Origin of the sequence: Rheinheimera riviphila (assembly GCF_004005945.1) — a bacterium.
Taxonomy (GTDB): Bacteria; Pseudomonadota; Gammaproteobacteria; order Enterobacterales; family Alteromonadaceae; genus Pararheinheimera; species Pararheinheimera riviphila.
Genome location: NZ_SACS01000022.1, coordinates 1 through 15,326, shown reverse-complemented (window position 1 = coordinate 15,326; position 15,326 = coordinate 1). Strand labels below are relative to the sequence as shown.

14 protein-coding genes and 1 pseudogene are annotated in these 15,326 nt (G+C 48.9%); 12 read left to right on the top strand and 3 right to left on the bottom strand.

The window, feature by feature from the left end:
- Window positions 1–12: 12 nt before the first annotated feature.
- The gene (gene upp, locus EOE67_RS16830; protein WP_206099645.1) at window positions 13–666 is read right to left on the bottom strand and encodes a uracil phosphoribosyltransferase; all 654 of its coding nucleotides are present in this window, start codon (window positions 664–666) and stop codon (window positions 13–15) included.
- 174 nt (window positions 667–840) lie between these two features.
- On the opposite strand from upp, the gene EOE67_RS16825 reads away from it, so the two are divergent.
- The 8 genes from EOE67_RS16825 to EOE67_RS16790 all read left to right on the top strand — a co-directional run bounded on the left by EOE67_RS16825 (window position 841) and on the right by EOE67_RS16790 (window position 10,397).
- Complete coding sequence (locus EOE67_RS16825; protein ID WP_127700498.1) at window positions 841–1,671, top strand: M90 family metallopeptidase; 831 nt, start codon at window positions 841–843, stop codon at window positions 1,669–1,671.
- Window positions 1,672–2,254: 583 nt separating this feature from the next.
- Window positions 2,255–2,683: a hypothetical protein gene (locus EOE67_RS16820; protein WP_127700497.1), complete on the top strand. Its 429-nt coding sequence runs from the start codon at window positions 2,255–2,257 to the stop codon at window positions 2,681–2,683.
- Window positions 2,684–2,799: 116 nt separating this feature from the next.
- Window positions 2,800–3,282 (top strand): FKBP-type peptidyl-prolyl cis-trans isomerase, encoded by a 483-nt coding sequence (locus EOE67_RS16815; protein ID WP_127700496.1) that lies wholly within the window; start codon window positions 2,800–2,802, stop codon window positions 3,280–3,282.
- Between the two features lie 174 nt (window positions 3,283–3,456).
- Window positions 3,457–6,528 carry a transglycosylase domain-containing protein gene (locus tag EOE67_RS16810; protein ID WP_240652854.1) on the top strand — a complete coding sequence of 1,024 codons (3,072 nt, stop codon included), beginning with the start codon at window positions 3,457–3,459 and terminating at the stop codon, window positions 6,526–6,528.
- A 340-nt stretch (window positions 6,529–6,868) separates the two neighbouring features.
- A complete protein-coding gene (locus EOE67_RS16805; protein WP_127700494.1) occupies window positions 6,869–7,132 on the top strand; it encodes a hypothetical protein in 264 nt (87 codons plus the stop codon).
- Between the two features lie 8 nt (window positions 7,133–7,140).
- Window positions 7,141–8,892: a tetratricopeptide repeat-containing diguanylate cyclase gene (locus EOE67_RS16800; RefSeq protein ID WP_127700493.1), complete on the top strand. Its 1,752-nt coding sequence runs from the start codon at window positions 7,141–7,143 to the stop codon at window positions 8,890–8,892.
- Entirely contained in the window at window positions 8,889–9,497 is a 609-nt protein-coding gene (locus EOE67_RS16795; RefSeq protein ID WP_127700492.1) for a GNAT family N-acetyltransferase, read from the top strand. The genes EOE67_RS16800 and EOE67_RS16795 overlap by 4 nt, the downstream gene beginning before the upstream one ends.
- 42 nt (window positions 9,498–9,539) lie before the next feature.
- Window positions 9,540–10,397 carry an SAM-dependent methyltransferase gene (locus tag EOE67_RS16790; protein ID WP_127700491.1) on the top strand — a complete coding sequence of 286 codons (858 nt, stop codon included), beginning with the start codon at window positions 9,540–9,542 and terminating at the stop codon, window positions 10,395–10,397.
- Window positions 10,398–10,407: 10 nt separating this feature from the next.
- Here EOE67_RS16790 and EOE67_RS16785 read toward each other — a convergent pair whose 3' ends face one another.
- The gene (locus EOE67_RS16785; RefSeq protein ID WP_127700490.1) at window positions 10,408–12,066 is read right to left on the bottom strand and encodes a LytR/AlgR family response regulator transcription factor; all 1,659 of its coding nucleotides are present in this window, start codon (window positions 12,064–12,066) and stop codon (window positions 10,408–10,410) included.
- Window positions 12,067–12,224: 158 nt separating this feature from the next.
- Between EOE67_RS16785 and EOE67_RS16780 the strand changes: the two genes are divergently transcribed.
- Entirely contained in the window at window positions 12,225–13,820 is a 1,596-nt protein-coding gene (locus EOE67_RS16780) for an alpha/beta hydrolase (RefSeq protein WP_206099644.1), read from the top strand.
- A gap of 120 nt (window positions 13,821–13,940) precedes the next feature.
- Here the strand turns inward: EOE67_RS16780 and EOE67_RS20560 are convergent, their stop codons facing one another.
- Window positions 13,941–14,216, bottom strand: a complete 276-nt coding sequence (locus EOE67_RS20560) for a hypothetical protein (RefSeq protein WP_164852407.1) — start codon at window positions 14,214–14,216, stop codon at window positions 13,941–13,943.
- Between the two features lie 476 nt (window positions 14,217–14,692).
- On the opposite strand from EOE67_RS20560, the pseudogene EOE67_RS21115 reads away from it, so the two are divergent.
- The 3 genes and pseudogenes from EOE67_RS21115 to EOE67_RS16770 all read left to right on the top strand — a co-directional run.
- Window positions 14,693–14,839 (top strand): annotated as a pseudogene (locus EOE67_RS21115) (helix-turn-helix domain-containing protein); the annotation flags it as partial.
- 48 nt (window positions 14,840–14,887) lie between these two features.
- Window positions 14,888–15,097 (top strand): hypothetical protein, encoded by a 210-nt coding sequence (locus EOE67_RS20865; protein WP_240652853.1) that lies wholly within the window; start codon window positions 14,888–14,890, stop codon window positions 15,095–15,097.
- Window positions 15,097–15,326, top strand: a 230-nt coding sequence (locus EOE67_RS16770) for a hypothetical protein (protein ID WP_164852406.1), incomplete at its 3' end; no start/stop codon positions are given. The genes EOE67_RS20865 and EOE67_RS16770, both read left to right, overlap by 1 nt.

Here is a 15,326-nt window from a genome sequence, read left to right as displayed (position 1 = left end):
CAAAGACTCATGTTATTCCTTGCGTCCATAACAAAGGTCACCGGCATCCCCCAGCCCAGGTACAATATAGGCTTGCTCGTTCAGGCACTGATCCACAGCACCCAGCCAGAACGAGGTCGGAAATCCAAGCTGTTGCTGCAATAGCGCCAATCCTTCAGGCGCAGCAATGGCGGCGGCAATATGTAAACTACGAGGTTCACCATGCCGTTTTAATAGCTCCCACACTTTTAGCAATGACGAACCCGTGGCGAGCATTGGATCAATTAAAATTAAATCCCGTCCGGCAATTTCCGGCGCGGCGCTGTAGCCTAAGAAAATATCCAGTTCGCTGGCATTGGCGCCTTCCTGGCGATAAGCGCCGACAAAACCACTGTCAGCCTGATCGAACATTTGTAGAAAACCTTCATAAAACGGCAAACCGGCGCGCATCACACAAATCAGCACCGGTTGTTGCTCCAAATTGGCAACGGTGGCGCTGCCAAGACCGGTTTGCAGGGTAGCTTGCTGATAAGGCAGCTGTTTTGAGACTTCATACGCCAACAATGCGCCCAACCGTTGTAAATTTTGCCGGAAACGCCAGCGATCTTGCTGAATTTGCGGGTCCCGCAGTTGCCGCAAAATGGTTTGCGCGATGGAAAGTTGTTGTTGTAATTGGAAAATCTTCATAGCAGGTTCCGAAAATGACACTGCCTACAGTGTATACAAGGATTTAGCAATTTGCGTGTTAAAAGTAGCGGCTTTTGCACAGCAAAGCCGTCCCCCTTGAAAAAGGTCGGCCAATCTCCCATTTCTGAAGGAGCAGCGCTGCAGTGGGCAGAGTTTCCCGGGAGTAGGTTTTGAATGAACTGGCAAACCGCAATTATTTTAGTCGTTATGTGCCTGATGATGGGTTGGCTGCTGTCGCCAGTTTGGCGGCAATCGCTTCGAACACAACGGATTGCCGCGACCCCTTTCCCCACCCGCTGGCGCAAAATACTCAAACAGCAGTTGCCGCTCTTTCACGCCTTACCGGCCGATTTGCAACTGCGACTGAAAAAACTAATTCAGCTGTTTCTGGCCGAAAAACAATTTATCGGTTGTGAAGGGCTGGAAATTACCGACGAAATCCGTATCAATATTGCCGCACAAGCTTGTTTATTAATGCTCAATCGCCCGACGCAACTGTTCCCGAATTTAAAGACGATTCTGGTCTATCCGGCGGCTTATCAGGTGCCACAAACCCAGCCTGATGCGGCGGGAGTGGTGCATGAACAGGTGCAAATCAGGCTTGGCGAATCCTGGCAACAAGGCAAAGTGGTGTTGTCCTGGCCGGACAGTCAACACGGCGCTGCCGATCCAACTGATGGTCATAATGTGGTGCTGCATGAATTCGCGCATCAACTGGATCAAGAAAATGGCGCCGCCAATGGGGCGCCCTTTCTAGCCAGCACTGAAGCATACCGCGTCTGGAGCAAGGTTTTGGGCAGCGAATTTCAGGCACTGCAACAGCGTTTGGCGCAAGGCTTACCTTCGTTATTTGACCCTTACGCCGCCACCAATCCGGCGGAGTTTTTTGCCGTGATCACCGAAGTCTTTTTCGAACAAGGCCAGATATTTCAGCTGCAACATCCGGCGCTTTATCAACAACTGAAACAATATTACCGGCTGGATCCGGCGTTATGGAGCCAATAGACAACCAGATCCGCCGCTTTAGCGCTGCTTTACATGACGGCGTACTGCCTTCGGCGAGTACGCCCTACAATTTCCTCTCCAAAACAGATGCTTGTGTAGGGCGCTACTCGCCGCGTCAGCGGCAGTACGCCGACGACATTTTTCATTAAAAAAAACATACCTTTGCGTAGGGCGCTACTCGCCGCGTCAGCGGCAGTACGCCAACTGGTAGTGGGCAACTTTGCGGCGTCCCGCGCGGGTATAAATTAGAAACTTCTTATTCAGCCATGATTCAGTGGCTGACGCCGATATTCATTACAACGCCATCGTTGGAATATCGCCGCAGGAGGCTTTTATGAACAACAATCATCCACAAAGCACTCATCTTCAAAACGCCTGTCTTCAAAGCGCTTCTCTTCAAAGGAAGCAGCCAAAGCAGTTACTTGCGCAAACTCACCGTGTGGTTCAATGCGACATCCCGGTTGAGGATGACCACAACTCTCAGCAAAAAAACCACACAAACCACACAAACCACACAAACCAACCACTAGCAGAAAAAGCCCAGCGTAGCCGTTGGCAACAACTGCTACAAAATCTGAAAAAAATGCTGCTGCCGGGCTTATTCACCATCGGCACATTACTGGTTCCGCAAACGCAGGCCGCGGATGTCAGTATCAGCGTACAAGGTCAAATTCAGCCGGGCGTGTATGGGCAAATCAACGTCGGACAACCGGCCGTCCGGGTTTATCATCAACCGGTGTACCACCAACCCGTTTATCGCGAGCCGGTGTATGTCCATCACGACTACTCGCCACAATACGCGCCGCAACCCGTATACGTGTTGGTGCAGGCACCGAAAAAACACCGTAAACATTGGAGAAAATATTGCCATCACTACGGCGCTTGTCAGCAGCGGGTGCAGTTTGTAGAAGTGGATTACCGGCCACGTCAGTACGAAAAAGTCTATGTCTATCAGGATCGCGACCACGGCCATCGTGAGGAAAAACGCCATTACCACCGTGGCCATGACTAATTCATGTTGCTAAGTTCAGCTGACTAGCTCACGACAACAACCGGAAAAAAAGGTCGCACTTTGCCTGACAACTCAGGATAATGGCGGCCTTTTCGTCCATCAGGAACTTTTTATTCATGAAGATCAGCCAAAATACCGTGGTGCAACTGCACTATAAACTCAGTGATGAAAACGGCTTGCTGGAAAGCTCAGCCCAAAGCGAACCGCTGTTATATCTGCACGGTCACCAGAATATGTTGCCAGCGATTGAAGCTGCCCTCACCGACAAAACCATCGGCGACACGCTGGATCTGGTGTTAACGCCAGGCGATGCTTACGGCGAGCGCCGTGACGACGCCATCCAAAGCGTGATGGTAAAACATCTGCAAGGCGCCAAAAAATGGAAAGCCGGCATGACCGCCGTCGTTGAGACGGAACAAGGCCCACGCCAGGTCACTATCGTCAAAATCGGCATGTTTAAAGCGGAAGTCGACACCAACCACCCACTGGCTGGCAAGACGCTGACGTTCAATTTCGAAGTGCTGGACGTACGTGCCGCCTCTGACGAAGAAATTGCCCATGGTCATGCGCACGGTGTTGGCGGCCATCACCACCATTAATAGCGCAAGCACCGAAGCCAGAATGGAAAATTCTGCGCTTCGGTGAATGTTCGTTACAACATAGTTTTAGAAAATTCAGCTGCAATGACCGGGCAAACCGGTTAAAATCCGCCACTGAGCCAGCCGCCACTCTAAATGGAAATTACGTTGCCTACGCCCCCGTCAGTTGAAAAAATGCAGTTTGATAATTACCGCGAACCTTCTGCGCCGAAATCCTACAGCAGCGAAACCGACACAACTGTAAGGCAACCAGCACAACCGCGTCGAAGCCTGATCCCTTGGTTGTTACTCCTATTACTGATTGCTGGGGCTGTGCTGGTTGCATATGAAATGCATACCGCAAACTACAGCGCCAAACCGATCAGCGAATACGCCAAGACCCTGACCTATCAATTAAAATCGGGTCCATCCAACAACATCGTGTATCCACAAGCCGGCCCTTTTGACGAGCGTCATGGCTACAGCCGGTTACCGCAATTATTGCCAAGATTGCAGGAACGCAATTTTCGCATTATGGCGCAAACCGAATTTTCACCAGCGCTGCAAAGTTACGCCGAGCAGGGATTATTCCCGCCTTATCGCGAAAAAGTACAATCCGGCTTGTTTTTAGCCGATTGCCGCAATGAAACTTTATTTGATTTTAATTACCCGCAGCGCGTCTACCGCGATCCACGCGACATTCCGTTGGTCGTCGCGCATAGCCTGCTGTTTATTGAAAACCGTAATTTACTGCGCATTCCGCCGATGGCCAACCCTGTGATGGATTGGCCACGCTTTATCATGGCGGCAGCCAGCCAGGTCGGGAAAGTATTATCGGTCGGTGGTCAGTCGGCCGGTGGCAGTACCCTCGCCACCCAGATTGAAAAATTCAGGCACTCGCCGCAAGGTTTGACCCGCAGCTTTAAAGACAAAGCGGTGCAAATCATCTCCGGCACTATCCGCGTTTATGCCCACGGCACCAATACCATGGGCATGCGCACGCGCATTGTGCAAGATTATCTAAACACGGTGCCTTTATCTTCAGCTCCTGGCCACGGTGAAGTGCATGGTGTTGGTGATGCGCTGTATGCCTGGTTTGGCAGCGATTTTACTAAAGCCAATCAGTTGCTGAGCAACCCGGAACAAGCGGAAACGGCCAGTGAACGGGCACAATATTTCCGGCAAATTGTCGCGTTGATGATTGCGCAGCGCCGCCCTTCGTATTATTTACTGCAAGGCCACGACGATCTGGAAGAACTGACTGACAGCCATATCCGGCTTCTGGCCAATGCCGGTATTGTTGATGCCTCCTTACGCGATTCAGCATTATCACAGAAACTCACATTCGTGCGCGCCAAACCGAACCAGTCACAAGCCGAACAGGATGCGCGTAAAGGCATTAACGCCGCCCGCTTGCGGTTAGGCAATTTACTGAATCAACCGATGTACGATCTGGACCGGTTAGATCTCAACGCCCACAGCGCGCTGCATGGTGAAGTACAGCAAAAAGTCAGCTCCTATTTACGCAGTCTGGCCAACCCCGACACCGCCGCCAAATATGGTTTGATTGGTGAGCGGCTGTTAAGCGCTAAAGGCACCGCCGAAGTCTTATATAGTTTCACTTTATTTGAAAAAACCGCGGACGGTAACAGAGTCCGGGTGCAAACCGACAGTACAGACCAACCTTTTGATTTAAATGAACATAGTAAATTGGAACTGGGTTCAACCGCCAAACTGCGGGTGCTGGCGACCTATCTGGAAATTGTCGCCGAGCTACACCAGAGTTTCGCTGACGAACTACCGGTCAACTTGCTGAATCTGGACATTGCGCCGCAAGACCATATCACCCGCTGGGCCTCACAATATATGGCGCAAACCTCCGATCGCAGCCTGACTGCCATGCTGGATGCCGCCTTGCAGCGGACCTATTCTGCCTCGCCTGCCGAACGGTTTTTTACCGGTGGTGGTTTACAGGTATTTAATAACTTCGACAACAAAGAAAATGGCAAAGTGCCGACTGTGGCCGAGTCGCTACAGCAATCACATAACCTGCCATTTGTTAGGTTGATGCGCGATATCGTGGCTTATTCCAGTAGTTATCAAACGCTTGGCAGCAGCTCGTTATTGCTGCGCAGCGATAAAGATCCAAAACGGGAAGAATACCTGCGCCGCTTTATCGATAAAGAAGGCACCGAGTTTTTGCGTAAATTCTGGCGCAAGTATCAGCAAAAACCGGCCGATGAACGGCTTGAAGTGTTTTTTGACGGCTTAAAACAAACGCCAGACCGGCTGGCTGCAGTGCATCGCTATTTATTACCTGAGTCTGACTTTGCGCTATTCAGCCGCTTTTTGACCGACAAGCTGCCGGATGAACAGTTCACGCCGAAAAAACTAAACGAGCTTTATAACAAATATGGCCCGGGCAAATTCAGCCTGCCGGATCAGGGTTATATCGCCAAAGTGCACCCGCTGGAACTTTGGTTACTGAGCTACATGAACAAAAACCCCGATGCTAAGTTTAACGACGCCGTGGCGCAAAGCAGCGAGCAGCGCCAGCAAGTGTATCGTTGGTTATTTAAAACCAGCAATCGCAGCGCCCGCGACAACCGCATCCGCATTATGCTGGAAGTAGAAGCCTTCCTCGATATCCACCAACGCTGGGCCAAGCTGGGTTACGCCTTTGACCACTTAGTGCCGTCTTTAGGCACGGCGCTCGGCAGCTCTGGCGATCGCCCGGCGGCTTTAGCTGAGCTGATGGGGATTATTCAGAACGATGGTATTAAGCTACCGACCATCCGTATCGACAGCCTGCATTTTGCTGCCAAAACCCCTTACGAAACCATGCTGCAATATAACGCCAGTGCCGGTGAACGGGTGATGCGACCAGAAGTGGCACGGGCGCTGAAGAAAACTTTAGGCCAGGTGGCAGAGCTTGGTACCGCACGCCGTCTGACTGGCAGCTTTATGAAAGCCGATGGCAGCGCGCTGAAAATTGGCGGAAAAACCGGCACCGGCGATAACCGCGTTGCCACTCAGGTGGTGCGTGGCAAAGTGATGGCATCGACCGTTAACAACCGCACTGCCACTTTTGTGTTTTTCTTAGGCGACAACTATTTTGGCACTCTGACCGCTTTTGTACCGGGCAAAGGCGCCGACGGTTTCAGCTTCACCTCCGCCCTACCACTGCAAGTGCTGAAAGGCATGGCACCGCTGATCCGGCCTTATGTGGTGAAAAATAGCCCGATGTGTGTGGCCCCAACTAAATAAACCTGTTAAGCCCTTGTCCTTCAACTGTTTTTGAAGGACAAGGCCGCAATGCCAAGCTGCCCAACCGGCCAACCTTGACCTAGTGTTCCAAAAGCGTTACTACACTTGCCAACTGGCTGCAAACGCCCCGAATCCCTGCATCAGCAGCTCCTGCCTTAAAGCAATTATTGGTCCCTCAGCACTTCGCACAGTACCTGTTTTTTTCCTTTTCAAAACAAGCGACTTCAGTTAGTCTTAACCAGCGTATTACCTATTAACAAAACGTTGATGTAACAACCGACTGAAGCTTTTGGTTCAGCATCAATTTGAATTTCCAACTCAGCTAATTTTAGGGATAGATATGTCACTGATCCATGTTATCGAGCAACTGGGCACCAATGCAGCATTACAGCAATTAAGTCAGGCACAACTGATGGCGATGTTTAGCGATGCGGCAACAGACAAAAATCAATTAGAAGCCTTGTTACAAGGCAATGTTGAAGCACTCTCTGAATTGTTGGAAGTACCGGTTTATCGTTGTGTGACAGAGCACCCTGCAGAGGAAGAAGAGCAGCCTGTTGAACAAGAAGAACAACCGACTAAACAGTCAGTTCATTTTCAATAATAATTAAAGTGAAAAAGCTTCTTACACTTTTGAGCGTGGTATTGCTGTTTGTAGCAGTACCATCTTCAGCAGAACCCAGTTTAGACTCTTTATTTGATCGAGCAGATAAAGCAAGAACGTCAAATCCCAGCGAACTACAAATATTATTAAAACAAATCTCCAAACACAAACTGACAGAAAATCAGCAACAATATTATTATTATCTCCTAGGTTCCCAGACGCAAGTCATCGGCGATCATGATGAAGCAATCCGACTGTACCAACAAGCATTGATCACTGGAAATTCTGTTGATTTACAATATCGTACTCTGTTATTGCTCTCTAATGTCATGACCGTTAAACAAAATATGACTGCTGCTTTTAGCTATTTGTTCCAGGCATCTGAGCTTGTTGATAAAGTTTCAAATCCAGAATTAAAACCAAGTGTAAAAGTGCAAGCAATCATTACCTATATGACGTTAAAGCTTTATCAGGAGACAATAGATACTAGTCAGGAACTGCTGGATACTGGCGTTCAAGGACTATCTCGTTGTAATGCCTTGTTTTACAACAATTACAGTACGCAAGAGCTGACTCCAGAGAAAATTGAATTAAGTCAAATACAGAATGGTATAAATTACTGTAAAAGCCATAATCTACCAATTATGGCATTGTATGGTCAGGTGTTGGTTGCAAAGTACCATCTGTTTCATAAAGAATTCGAAAAAGCTGAAAGTGTACTGAATTTTCATAAGCGTGCTGCCGAAGATATTGGCCCGGTCCATTTAGTAGGACACTATTACGTTACATTGAGTCAGGCGCAGTATTTTTTAAATGACACCGTCACCGCTAGCAAAACCCTTGATAATTTTTTTAAAATTAAAAACATATCATTCTCAAGTGAGCCAATGGTCAATGGTTTAAAATTAAAAGCAGAAATTGAAGAAAAGCTTGGTAACACCAGCACTGCACTTAAATTTTATAAGCAATATATTGAAGCGGATAAAATATTCAAAAACACCATCTCGCTACAGCAAACCGCTTACAACTTGGCAAAAAACGAAATCATAAATAAAAACCAACAGATTGCACTGCTAGAAAAAAGCAACACTTTACTAACGCTTGAGAATGAACTGGCGACTGTAGAAAATGACAATAAAAAACTGTTTATTACTCTGCTTTTAACAATCTTAATGGTATTGGGCTATTTTGCCTTTAGAGCATTTCGTAATACCCGCATTTACCGGAAAATTGCTGAAAACGATAGTTTAGTTGGTATTAGTAATAGATATTATTTTACCAAAGTAGTTGCTCTACTACTTAGTAGCAGTAAAACCACAAGCCAGACTGATGCTTTTATTATTTTTGATTTAGATTGGTTTAAACAAGTGAACGACCTATATGGTCATTTAACCGGCGATTGGGTGTTAAAAGCTGTTGTTAGCCATTGCCGACAGTTCGTGCGTAATGTGGATATTTTTGGCCGTATTGGAGGTGAAGAATTTGCCATCTTTTTACCAGCCTGTACCGCCGAAAAAGCCGCTTTATTAGCCGAAATTTTACGTGATGCAATAGAAGAAATTGACTGTAACGGTAGTGGCTACCCCATTAAAATAACCGCCAGCTTTGGTGTCACATGTTCCGACCGCTCTGGTTATGAACTACGGCAACTGTTCCGAGATGCCGATATCGCCCTTTATTTGTCAAAAAATCAGGGGCGTAATAAAGTGACGCTATTTGAACCTACGCAACAAAAAGAAAGCGCTACTGCCGTCCTATGATCTACCCTATTCAAAAGTGTATTCAAAGCGTTCGTTTAAGTTTATCTGTACTTGCGTCTTCAGAACTGGAGCTTTATCAAAGGCTGCATGCTGATCCTGTCACGATGCAATATATCGGGCCTTGTTATGAAAAAGAACAAAGTGCCGTGTTCTTTAAAAATTGCCTAAAAAAAACCGAAAAAGCCGATTCCGGCTGGCATTTTTTTGCCATCCAATTGACGGGTCAAACTGATGCCATTGGTTTTATCTCGTTGATAGCCAAACCCTTTGTAGAAGCTCCCTATGAACTTGGTATTATATTAAGTGCCACGGCCCGCGGTTTAGGTTACGCCGACGAAGCTTTGACTGCATTGTTTTTACATTGTTTTACTGACGCAAAAGTGCCTGCGTTATTGGCCTGTGTTGACCCACGCAACCTTGGCGCCGTGAAACATATCAAACACTTTGGTTTTGTTGACGCCCCTGCTGCGCTTAAAAAAAGTGCTGAGCTCAATAGCTATTTATTACATGCAACTGCCGACAACATCAGCTACCTGCGCACACTCAGCCAGCAATTTTCCGAACAACAATTTGACAAACCGCAACCCGCTCTGGCTGAAGCCTGAACTTAACAGCAGTTTCATTTGATAACACTCTAAGGAATTCCCATGCAGCCAGGCAGCATTGTGATCGTTGGCACCGGTATTACGTTAGGTTCGCATATCAGCCCGTTATCACGCAGTTATATTGAAAATGCCGATGTGGTCTTTGCCGGGGTGGCCGATGGAATTACCGAACTTTGGCTCAAAGAAATGCATCCAGATGTGCGTAGTTTTGCGCCGCTGTATGCTGAAGGTAAATCGCGCCATGTAACCTATCAAGAGATGATTGATTTAATGCTAGTCGAAGTGCGGCTCGGCAAAAAGGTGGTTTGTGCTTTTTATGGTCACCCCGGCGTCTTTGCTTACGCACCACATAAGGTGATTGAACTGGCTCGCGCCGAAGGTTACACCGCTCATATGGAGCCTGGTATCAGCTCTGCTGACTGTTTACATGCTGAACTTGGCATTGACCCGGGTAAAGTCGGTTGTCAGTATTTTGAAGCCAGCCAGTATATGTTTTATCAACGTAATATCGACCCCACAGCCTATCTGGTGTTGTGGCAAGTAGGCATCGCCGGCGATAAAAGCCACGCCCGTTTTGCCACCGGCGGCGCCTATCGCCAGGTGCTAGTTGACTTGCTGGCTGAGCACTATCCACTTCATCACGAAGTGATTTTATACGAAGCTGCCAGCCTGCCTTTTCAGCAAGCGCGGATCACCCATTTACCACTCTCAGCATTACCCGACGCCGAGATGAACCTGAAAACCACCATGGTGGTGCCCCCTGCCCGCAAACTTGAAAAAAACTTGCAGGTTCTGGCGCGGCTGGCAGCTATACGCGCCGCCGAACTGGAAGCCGAAGCATCCGCTGCAGAGTTTGAAGTTCCTGAGGGCGAATATCAGGCCGCTGAGATTAGCAACTGAAGCATCAGCGCTAAGCCGCAACAACCTCCTGCATGGCGCTGCGCACTGCGGGGATCAACCGGCGGCTGACCGGCACCTGTTGGCCGCTGGCCAGCAATAACACCGCACCGCTGCCACTGTCGGCATCGGTGGTGGTGCGAAATTGCCGGACGTGCCGGACATTCACCAGGTAAGAGCGGTGCACCCGGATAAACCGCGCCGGTAATTGCTCTTCCAGCGCTCTCAGGGTGCCGCTATAGAGCTGTTGACGACCGTCCAGCAGCCAGATTTCACTATAGTCGCGCGCCGCCTGACAATAAGCAATTTCATCAACCGGCAATAACTGCACTTTACCGGCGCTGGCTAACGTCAGATTCGCCGTTGGTTCGGGGACCCTGTGTTGTTGGAGCTGAAGTTGCAATTGCTGAATTAACTGCTGATCGGCCAGTTGTAACTGTTGTTGATGCTGATGTTGCACCGCCTGCTCAATAAACAACGCGCACAGCAGCAGCGTCAGCAGCACAAAAGCCAGGATTTCCTGGAAGATACCGGTTAGCAGTACCGCGAGCAGTACGTACAACAACAATAACAAGGCACTGCTACCGGCACCGTCAGCAGCCGGATCTTCCTGCTTATCAGCGATGCGCCAGCGTAGTGTAGCCAACAAGGCTGCAATACAAATGGGTAATAAAGTTGCGACTGCAATACGCGCATCAAAACTGTCCAGCCATACCAGCACCGGCAGTGTCAGCAGCACTGTGGCTGTCAGCCAGTAATGCCATTGTGCCCGTTGATAACGCAGCGCTGTAAGCAGCAACAGACAACAGCCAAAACCGCAGGCACAAAACAAAATGGCCAGCAGCCGCAGGTCATGCAGCGGATACAGATACCCCACCAGACCCCGCACCATTTCCAACCATAACTGACCGGCGGCAAAAAAACACAGCAGCGCCAGCAGCGTATCCTGCCAACGCCTTGGCATGGTCGACGAATTGGTATCAACAAACGGGCCTGAGTGCTGACTACGCAGCGCCAATACGCTGAAATACAACAGCCCGGTCAGCAGAATGCCGAGCAGCACCAACCCCAGTTCACTGTGCCGCTGCAGATGCGCATTGGCATCGCTATAGGGGCCAATACCAATAAAATGAATGGGTTGCGCTAACGTCAGCCAACCATGCTGGGCTGACATTTGCAGCACCAGTTGATTATGACCAGGGCGCAATAAGGACGCTGGCAGATAAAAACGGCTGTCCATCGCCCCCGGCACTTCATCTGCCGCCAGACCAGGCCGGCCATTGCGACCGATCAACTGGCCATTCAGATACACCGCACTGGAGGCTCTGGCGCTAATAAACAGAGCTTGCGGTGGTGCTGCCTCAACAGCGGCGGGGCTGGTTGACTGCTGGTTTTTTTCAAATGGCAGCTCAAATGGCAGCTGCAGCCACAGCAGCCGATGTTGTGGATCCGCAGTCACTTCGTTTTGTTGCTGACAGCCTACTTCGCGAAAGTCTGTAGGCATGGTCTGAACTTGCTGACCATCACACCAGGCGGCAATCTCCAGCGGTTGCAACTGCGGCGGCGTCATTGGTTGGCGCAACACCAGCCACAGGCAAGCTACAAACAACAGGAGTAGCGTGCCCGCACCATAACGGGAAAAACGAAGTTTGGCCGGATCCGACGTCTGCATTTACAACTCCATAGGGTGAAAAAAGTCCGCCTTTGAGCGGGAAAAGCACCACCGTTCAGCGATTGCGCTGTACATTCCGATACCGCTGGCAGAATAGCACTCGCCGTGCTGGAACGGTCTTGCTTTACTACAACAAAGTAAACCAAGGAGAGCATGTTATGTTATTGAAATATATAAGTACAAGCGGTCAATACCGCAAAAATTTTGGTCGGGTATTGTTGCTGAGCATCAGTGCTGTTGGGGCGAGCGTTTTTCCGGCGCATGCTCTGACTTTTAGTGGTATCGATAGCAACGCTGTGACAGCGGCGGCAGTCAGCAAAAAACCACGGCTGTACGCCAACGAAACCCCCATTCAGTTTACTGCTGGCAACGGCGAGAGCATTGCCGCATTCAGCGGTTTTTTTATGGTGCCGGAAAATCGCCAGCGTGCGGGTAGCCGTCAGCTGAAACTACATTATGTGCGTTTTCCGGCACACACCGACCAACCGGGCTCGCCGGTGGTGTATCTGGCCGGTGGCCCTGGCGGTTCAGGCATTCACACCGCAAAAGGTCCACGCTATCCGCTGTTTACCGGTTTAAGCCAGCATGCTGATGTGATAGCGCTGGACCAGCGCGGCACCGGTTTGTCCGCCGACATGCCAAATTGTGTGTCGAAGGTGGTGGTACCGGTTACTCATTCCAAGGATCAGCAACCGCTGGACGAACCAAAATTCAGCGCACTGCACCAACAGGCGACTCAGGAGTGTAGCCAGTTTTGGCAGCAACAAGGCGCGGACGTGCTCGGATATACCACAGTACAAAATGCATTGGATTTAGATGATTTGCGTCAGCATCTGGGTGCCAACAAACTCACATTATGGGGCATTTCCTATGGCACGCATCTGGCATTGGCGGCCAGCAAAATAATGCCGGAACGGCTGGATAAACTGATACTTGCCAGTGTCGAAGGCTTGGACCAAACCGTGAAGCTGCCGGCTCAAACCAGTTTGTATTTACAGCGCGTGCAGCAACTGATTGCGCTGGACCCAGCTCAGCAAGCCCTCTGGCCGGATATTGCAGCGCTTATGCAGCAAGTGCTGACCCAACTAAAACGCACCCCTATTGAGCTCAACCTGCCGCAGGCCGACGGTAAAACTAGTCCATTTTTGTTTCAGAGCCTTCATTTACAGCTGCTGACCTCGATGTCTTTGGCCGATCCAAACCAGCGTTTGGGTCAGTTATTGCAGTTATATCAAGGTTTACAAGCACAACCCGAGGCGATGAAGCCCATACTCACCGAGCTTATCAGCAGTGGCATCTTTGACGGATTCGCTGCCGGCCCAATCCAGCTACGATTAATGCCATTAATGACCGATCTGGCATCCGGTATTTCCCCAAAGCGGCAGTTGTTGTTCAATCAGCAGCAACCAAGCGCTCTGATCGGCGGCATGCTGAATTTCCCAATGCCACAGTTAAACGGCAGCATCCCGGGACTTGATTTGGGCGAAGCCTTTCGTCAGGAAGCCACCCACGCCATCCCCACGCTGGTGTTCAGCGGCACCCTCGATGGCCGCACTTATCTGGCCGAGCAACAACAGGCAGTGGCCGGACTCACCGCAAAACAACTGGTGACAGTGCGTTACGGCGGCCACAATTTGCTGGAAAGTTCGCCGCAAGTGCTCAAGCTTATCCAACAATTTTTAGCCAGCGGAAAAGTCGATAAGCACCTGATTGAACTACCTATCCCGGACTTGCAACTCTCAGCGGCTAAGTGATTTAGGCTCAGTGATTTAAGCGACGATGCCGCCTGCTTGTTTGCAGGCGGTTCGCCCAGCTGAGGTCGAAGTTTTTTTGTCACTATGTTACTGAGTGATATGTAATCGAACCAAGTGGTATCAGTTCTCGTTGTAAAAAAGGTCGAAATTCGCCTCACGGACATTTGAAATCGTGATATCAACACGCCCACTAAGATATTCCTTGATGTACTCCAGAGGTAACATACGTCGTAAAGCGAATATCATGCGCCTGCTTTTTATGCTTTGCGAATAGGCCATCCAAAAGAGCAGTTCTTTCGCTGCAGCACGCTCATGAGACAACCACAGGAGCAATGAAACACAGAACGACACTTCTAAGCCAGTCATTTGATAAAAACGCATCCAGTACAATGTCATCATTGAGCCCTGTGATTTGATGTATGTCTATTCACTAAATTTTAATTCGTCAGCACTGCAGCCAGAAACCCTATACAAAAGCAGGTAGCAAGTGAGCGCTTCTTTGGCCGTGATGCAGGATGTCAAAATGTTCACCAGTCTTATGTAAAAGATTGATTATTTGCTCAAACAACAACGCGATTAAATTGCTCGTGGTAATGCCTGAACTTAAATCGACGTGATCCGGTATATTTTTACGTGTCCGTAAGTTTGTTGAAAATACCAATGCAGCGATCGTCACTCCAGTCGCCAAAGAAAGAACCTGGATTTGGCGATAGGTATAGAAAAGAGGCTAGAATACGAAACATCCATGCCCGCTCATCCCGACATCCAGCTTTAATAGTACATAAAGGTGCGTCTACTATTGGCCATAACTGTTTATTTAATGAACATTCGATGTTATAAATAGTCGATAGTTTTCTTACAATGCAGATCGGGTGTGGAATATAGTGGACATTGGTTGTAAGTTATACGAACTTAGAAAAAACACAGGTTTGGACGCAAGCACTTTTGCCGGTATGGTGGGTATAAGTAAGTCGTATGTCCATAAGTTGGAGAAAAACCAAAGTGTACCAACTGTGTATGTTCTACAGCGGTGGATAGCTTGCGCACGACCAAAGGATGATAATGATATGGACAAGATAAAAATGGAGCGCTGGTTAGAGTTATCATTAAGCTTCTTGTTCGAAAACGGATTTTTGGACAGCGAGGATGACAACAATGTTGAGGATGCTTCTCAAAAAGAGCTTGTGGTCGCGAAAATGCCGAAAGTCTTGACCCGCATGTTACCAACGCACTTCCTGTATAAAATCTACATGAAAATCACTAAAAGAGGCCAGTAATGGATATCCAAACAAAATTAGGGAATTATCTCAATTATGTTTCGCCACAGACTACAGCGAGAGCAGCTCAAAACAGCTTGGGTTTAGAATCTGCTCCAAGCAATCCTTTACAGCCAGGTGAAAAAGTCACGATTTCAAACGAAGCGAGTCAATTACTAAAAAGCGATATTCAAGACGGGACAATTCTTACTCCCAATAGTGGTGGTGGGACTACACTGCCTCCATGGCC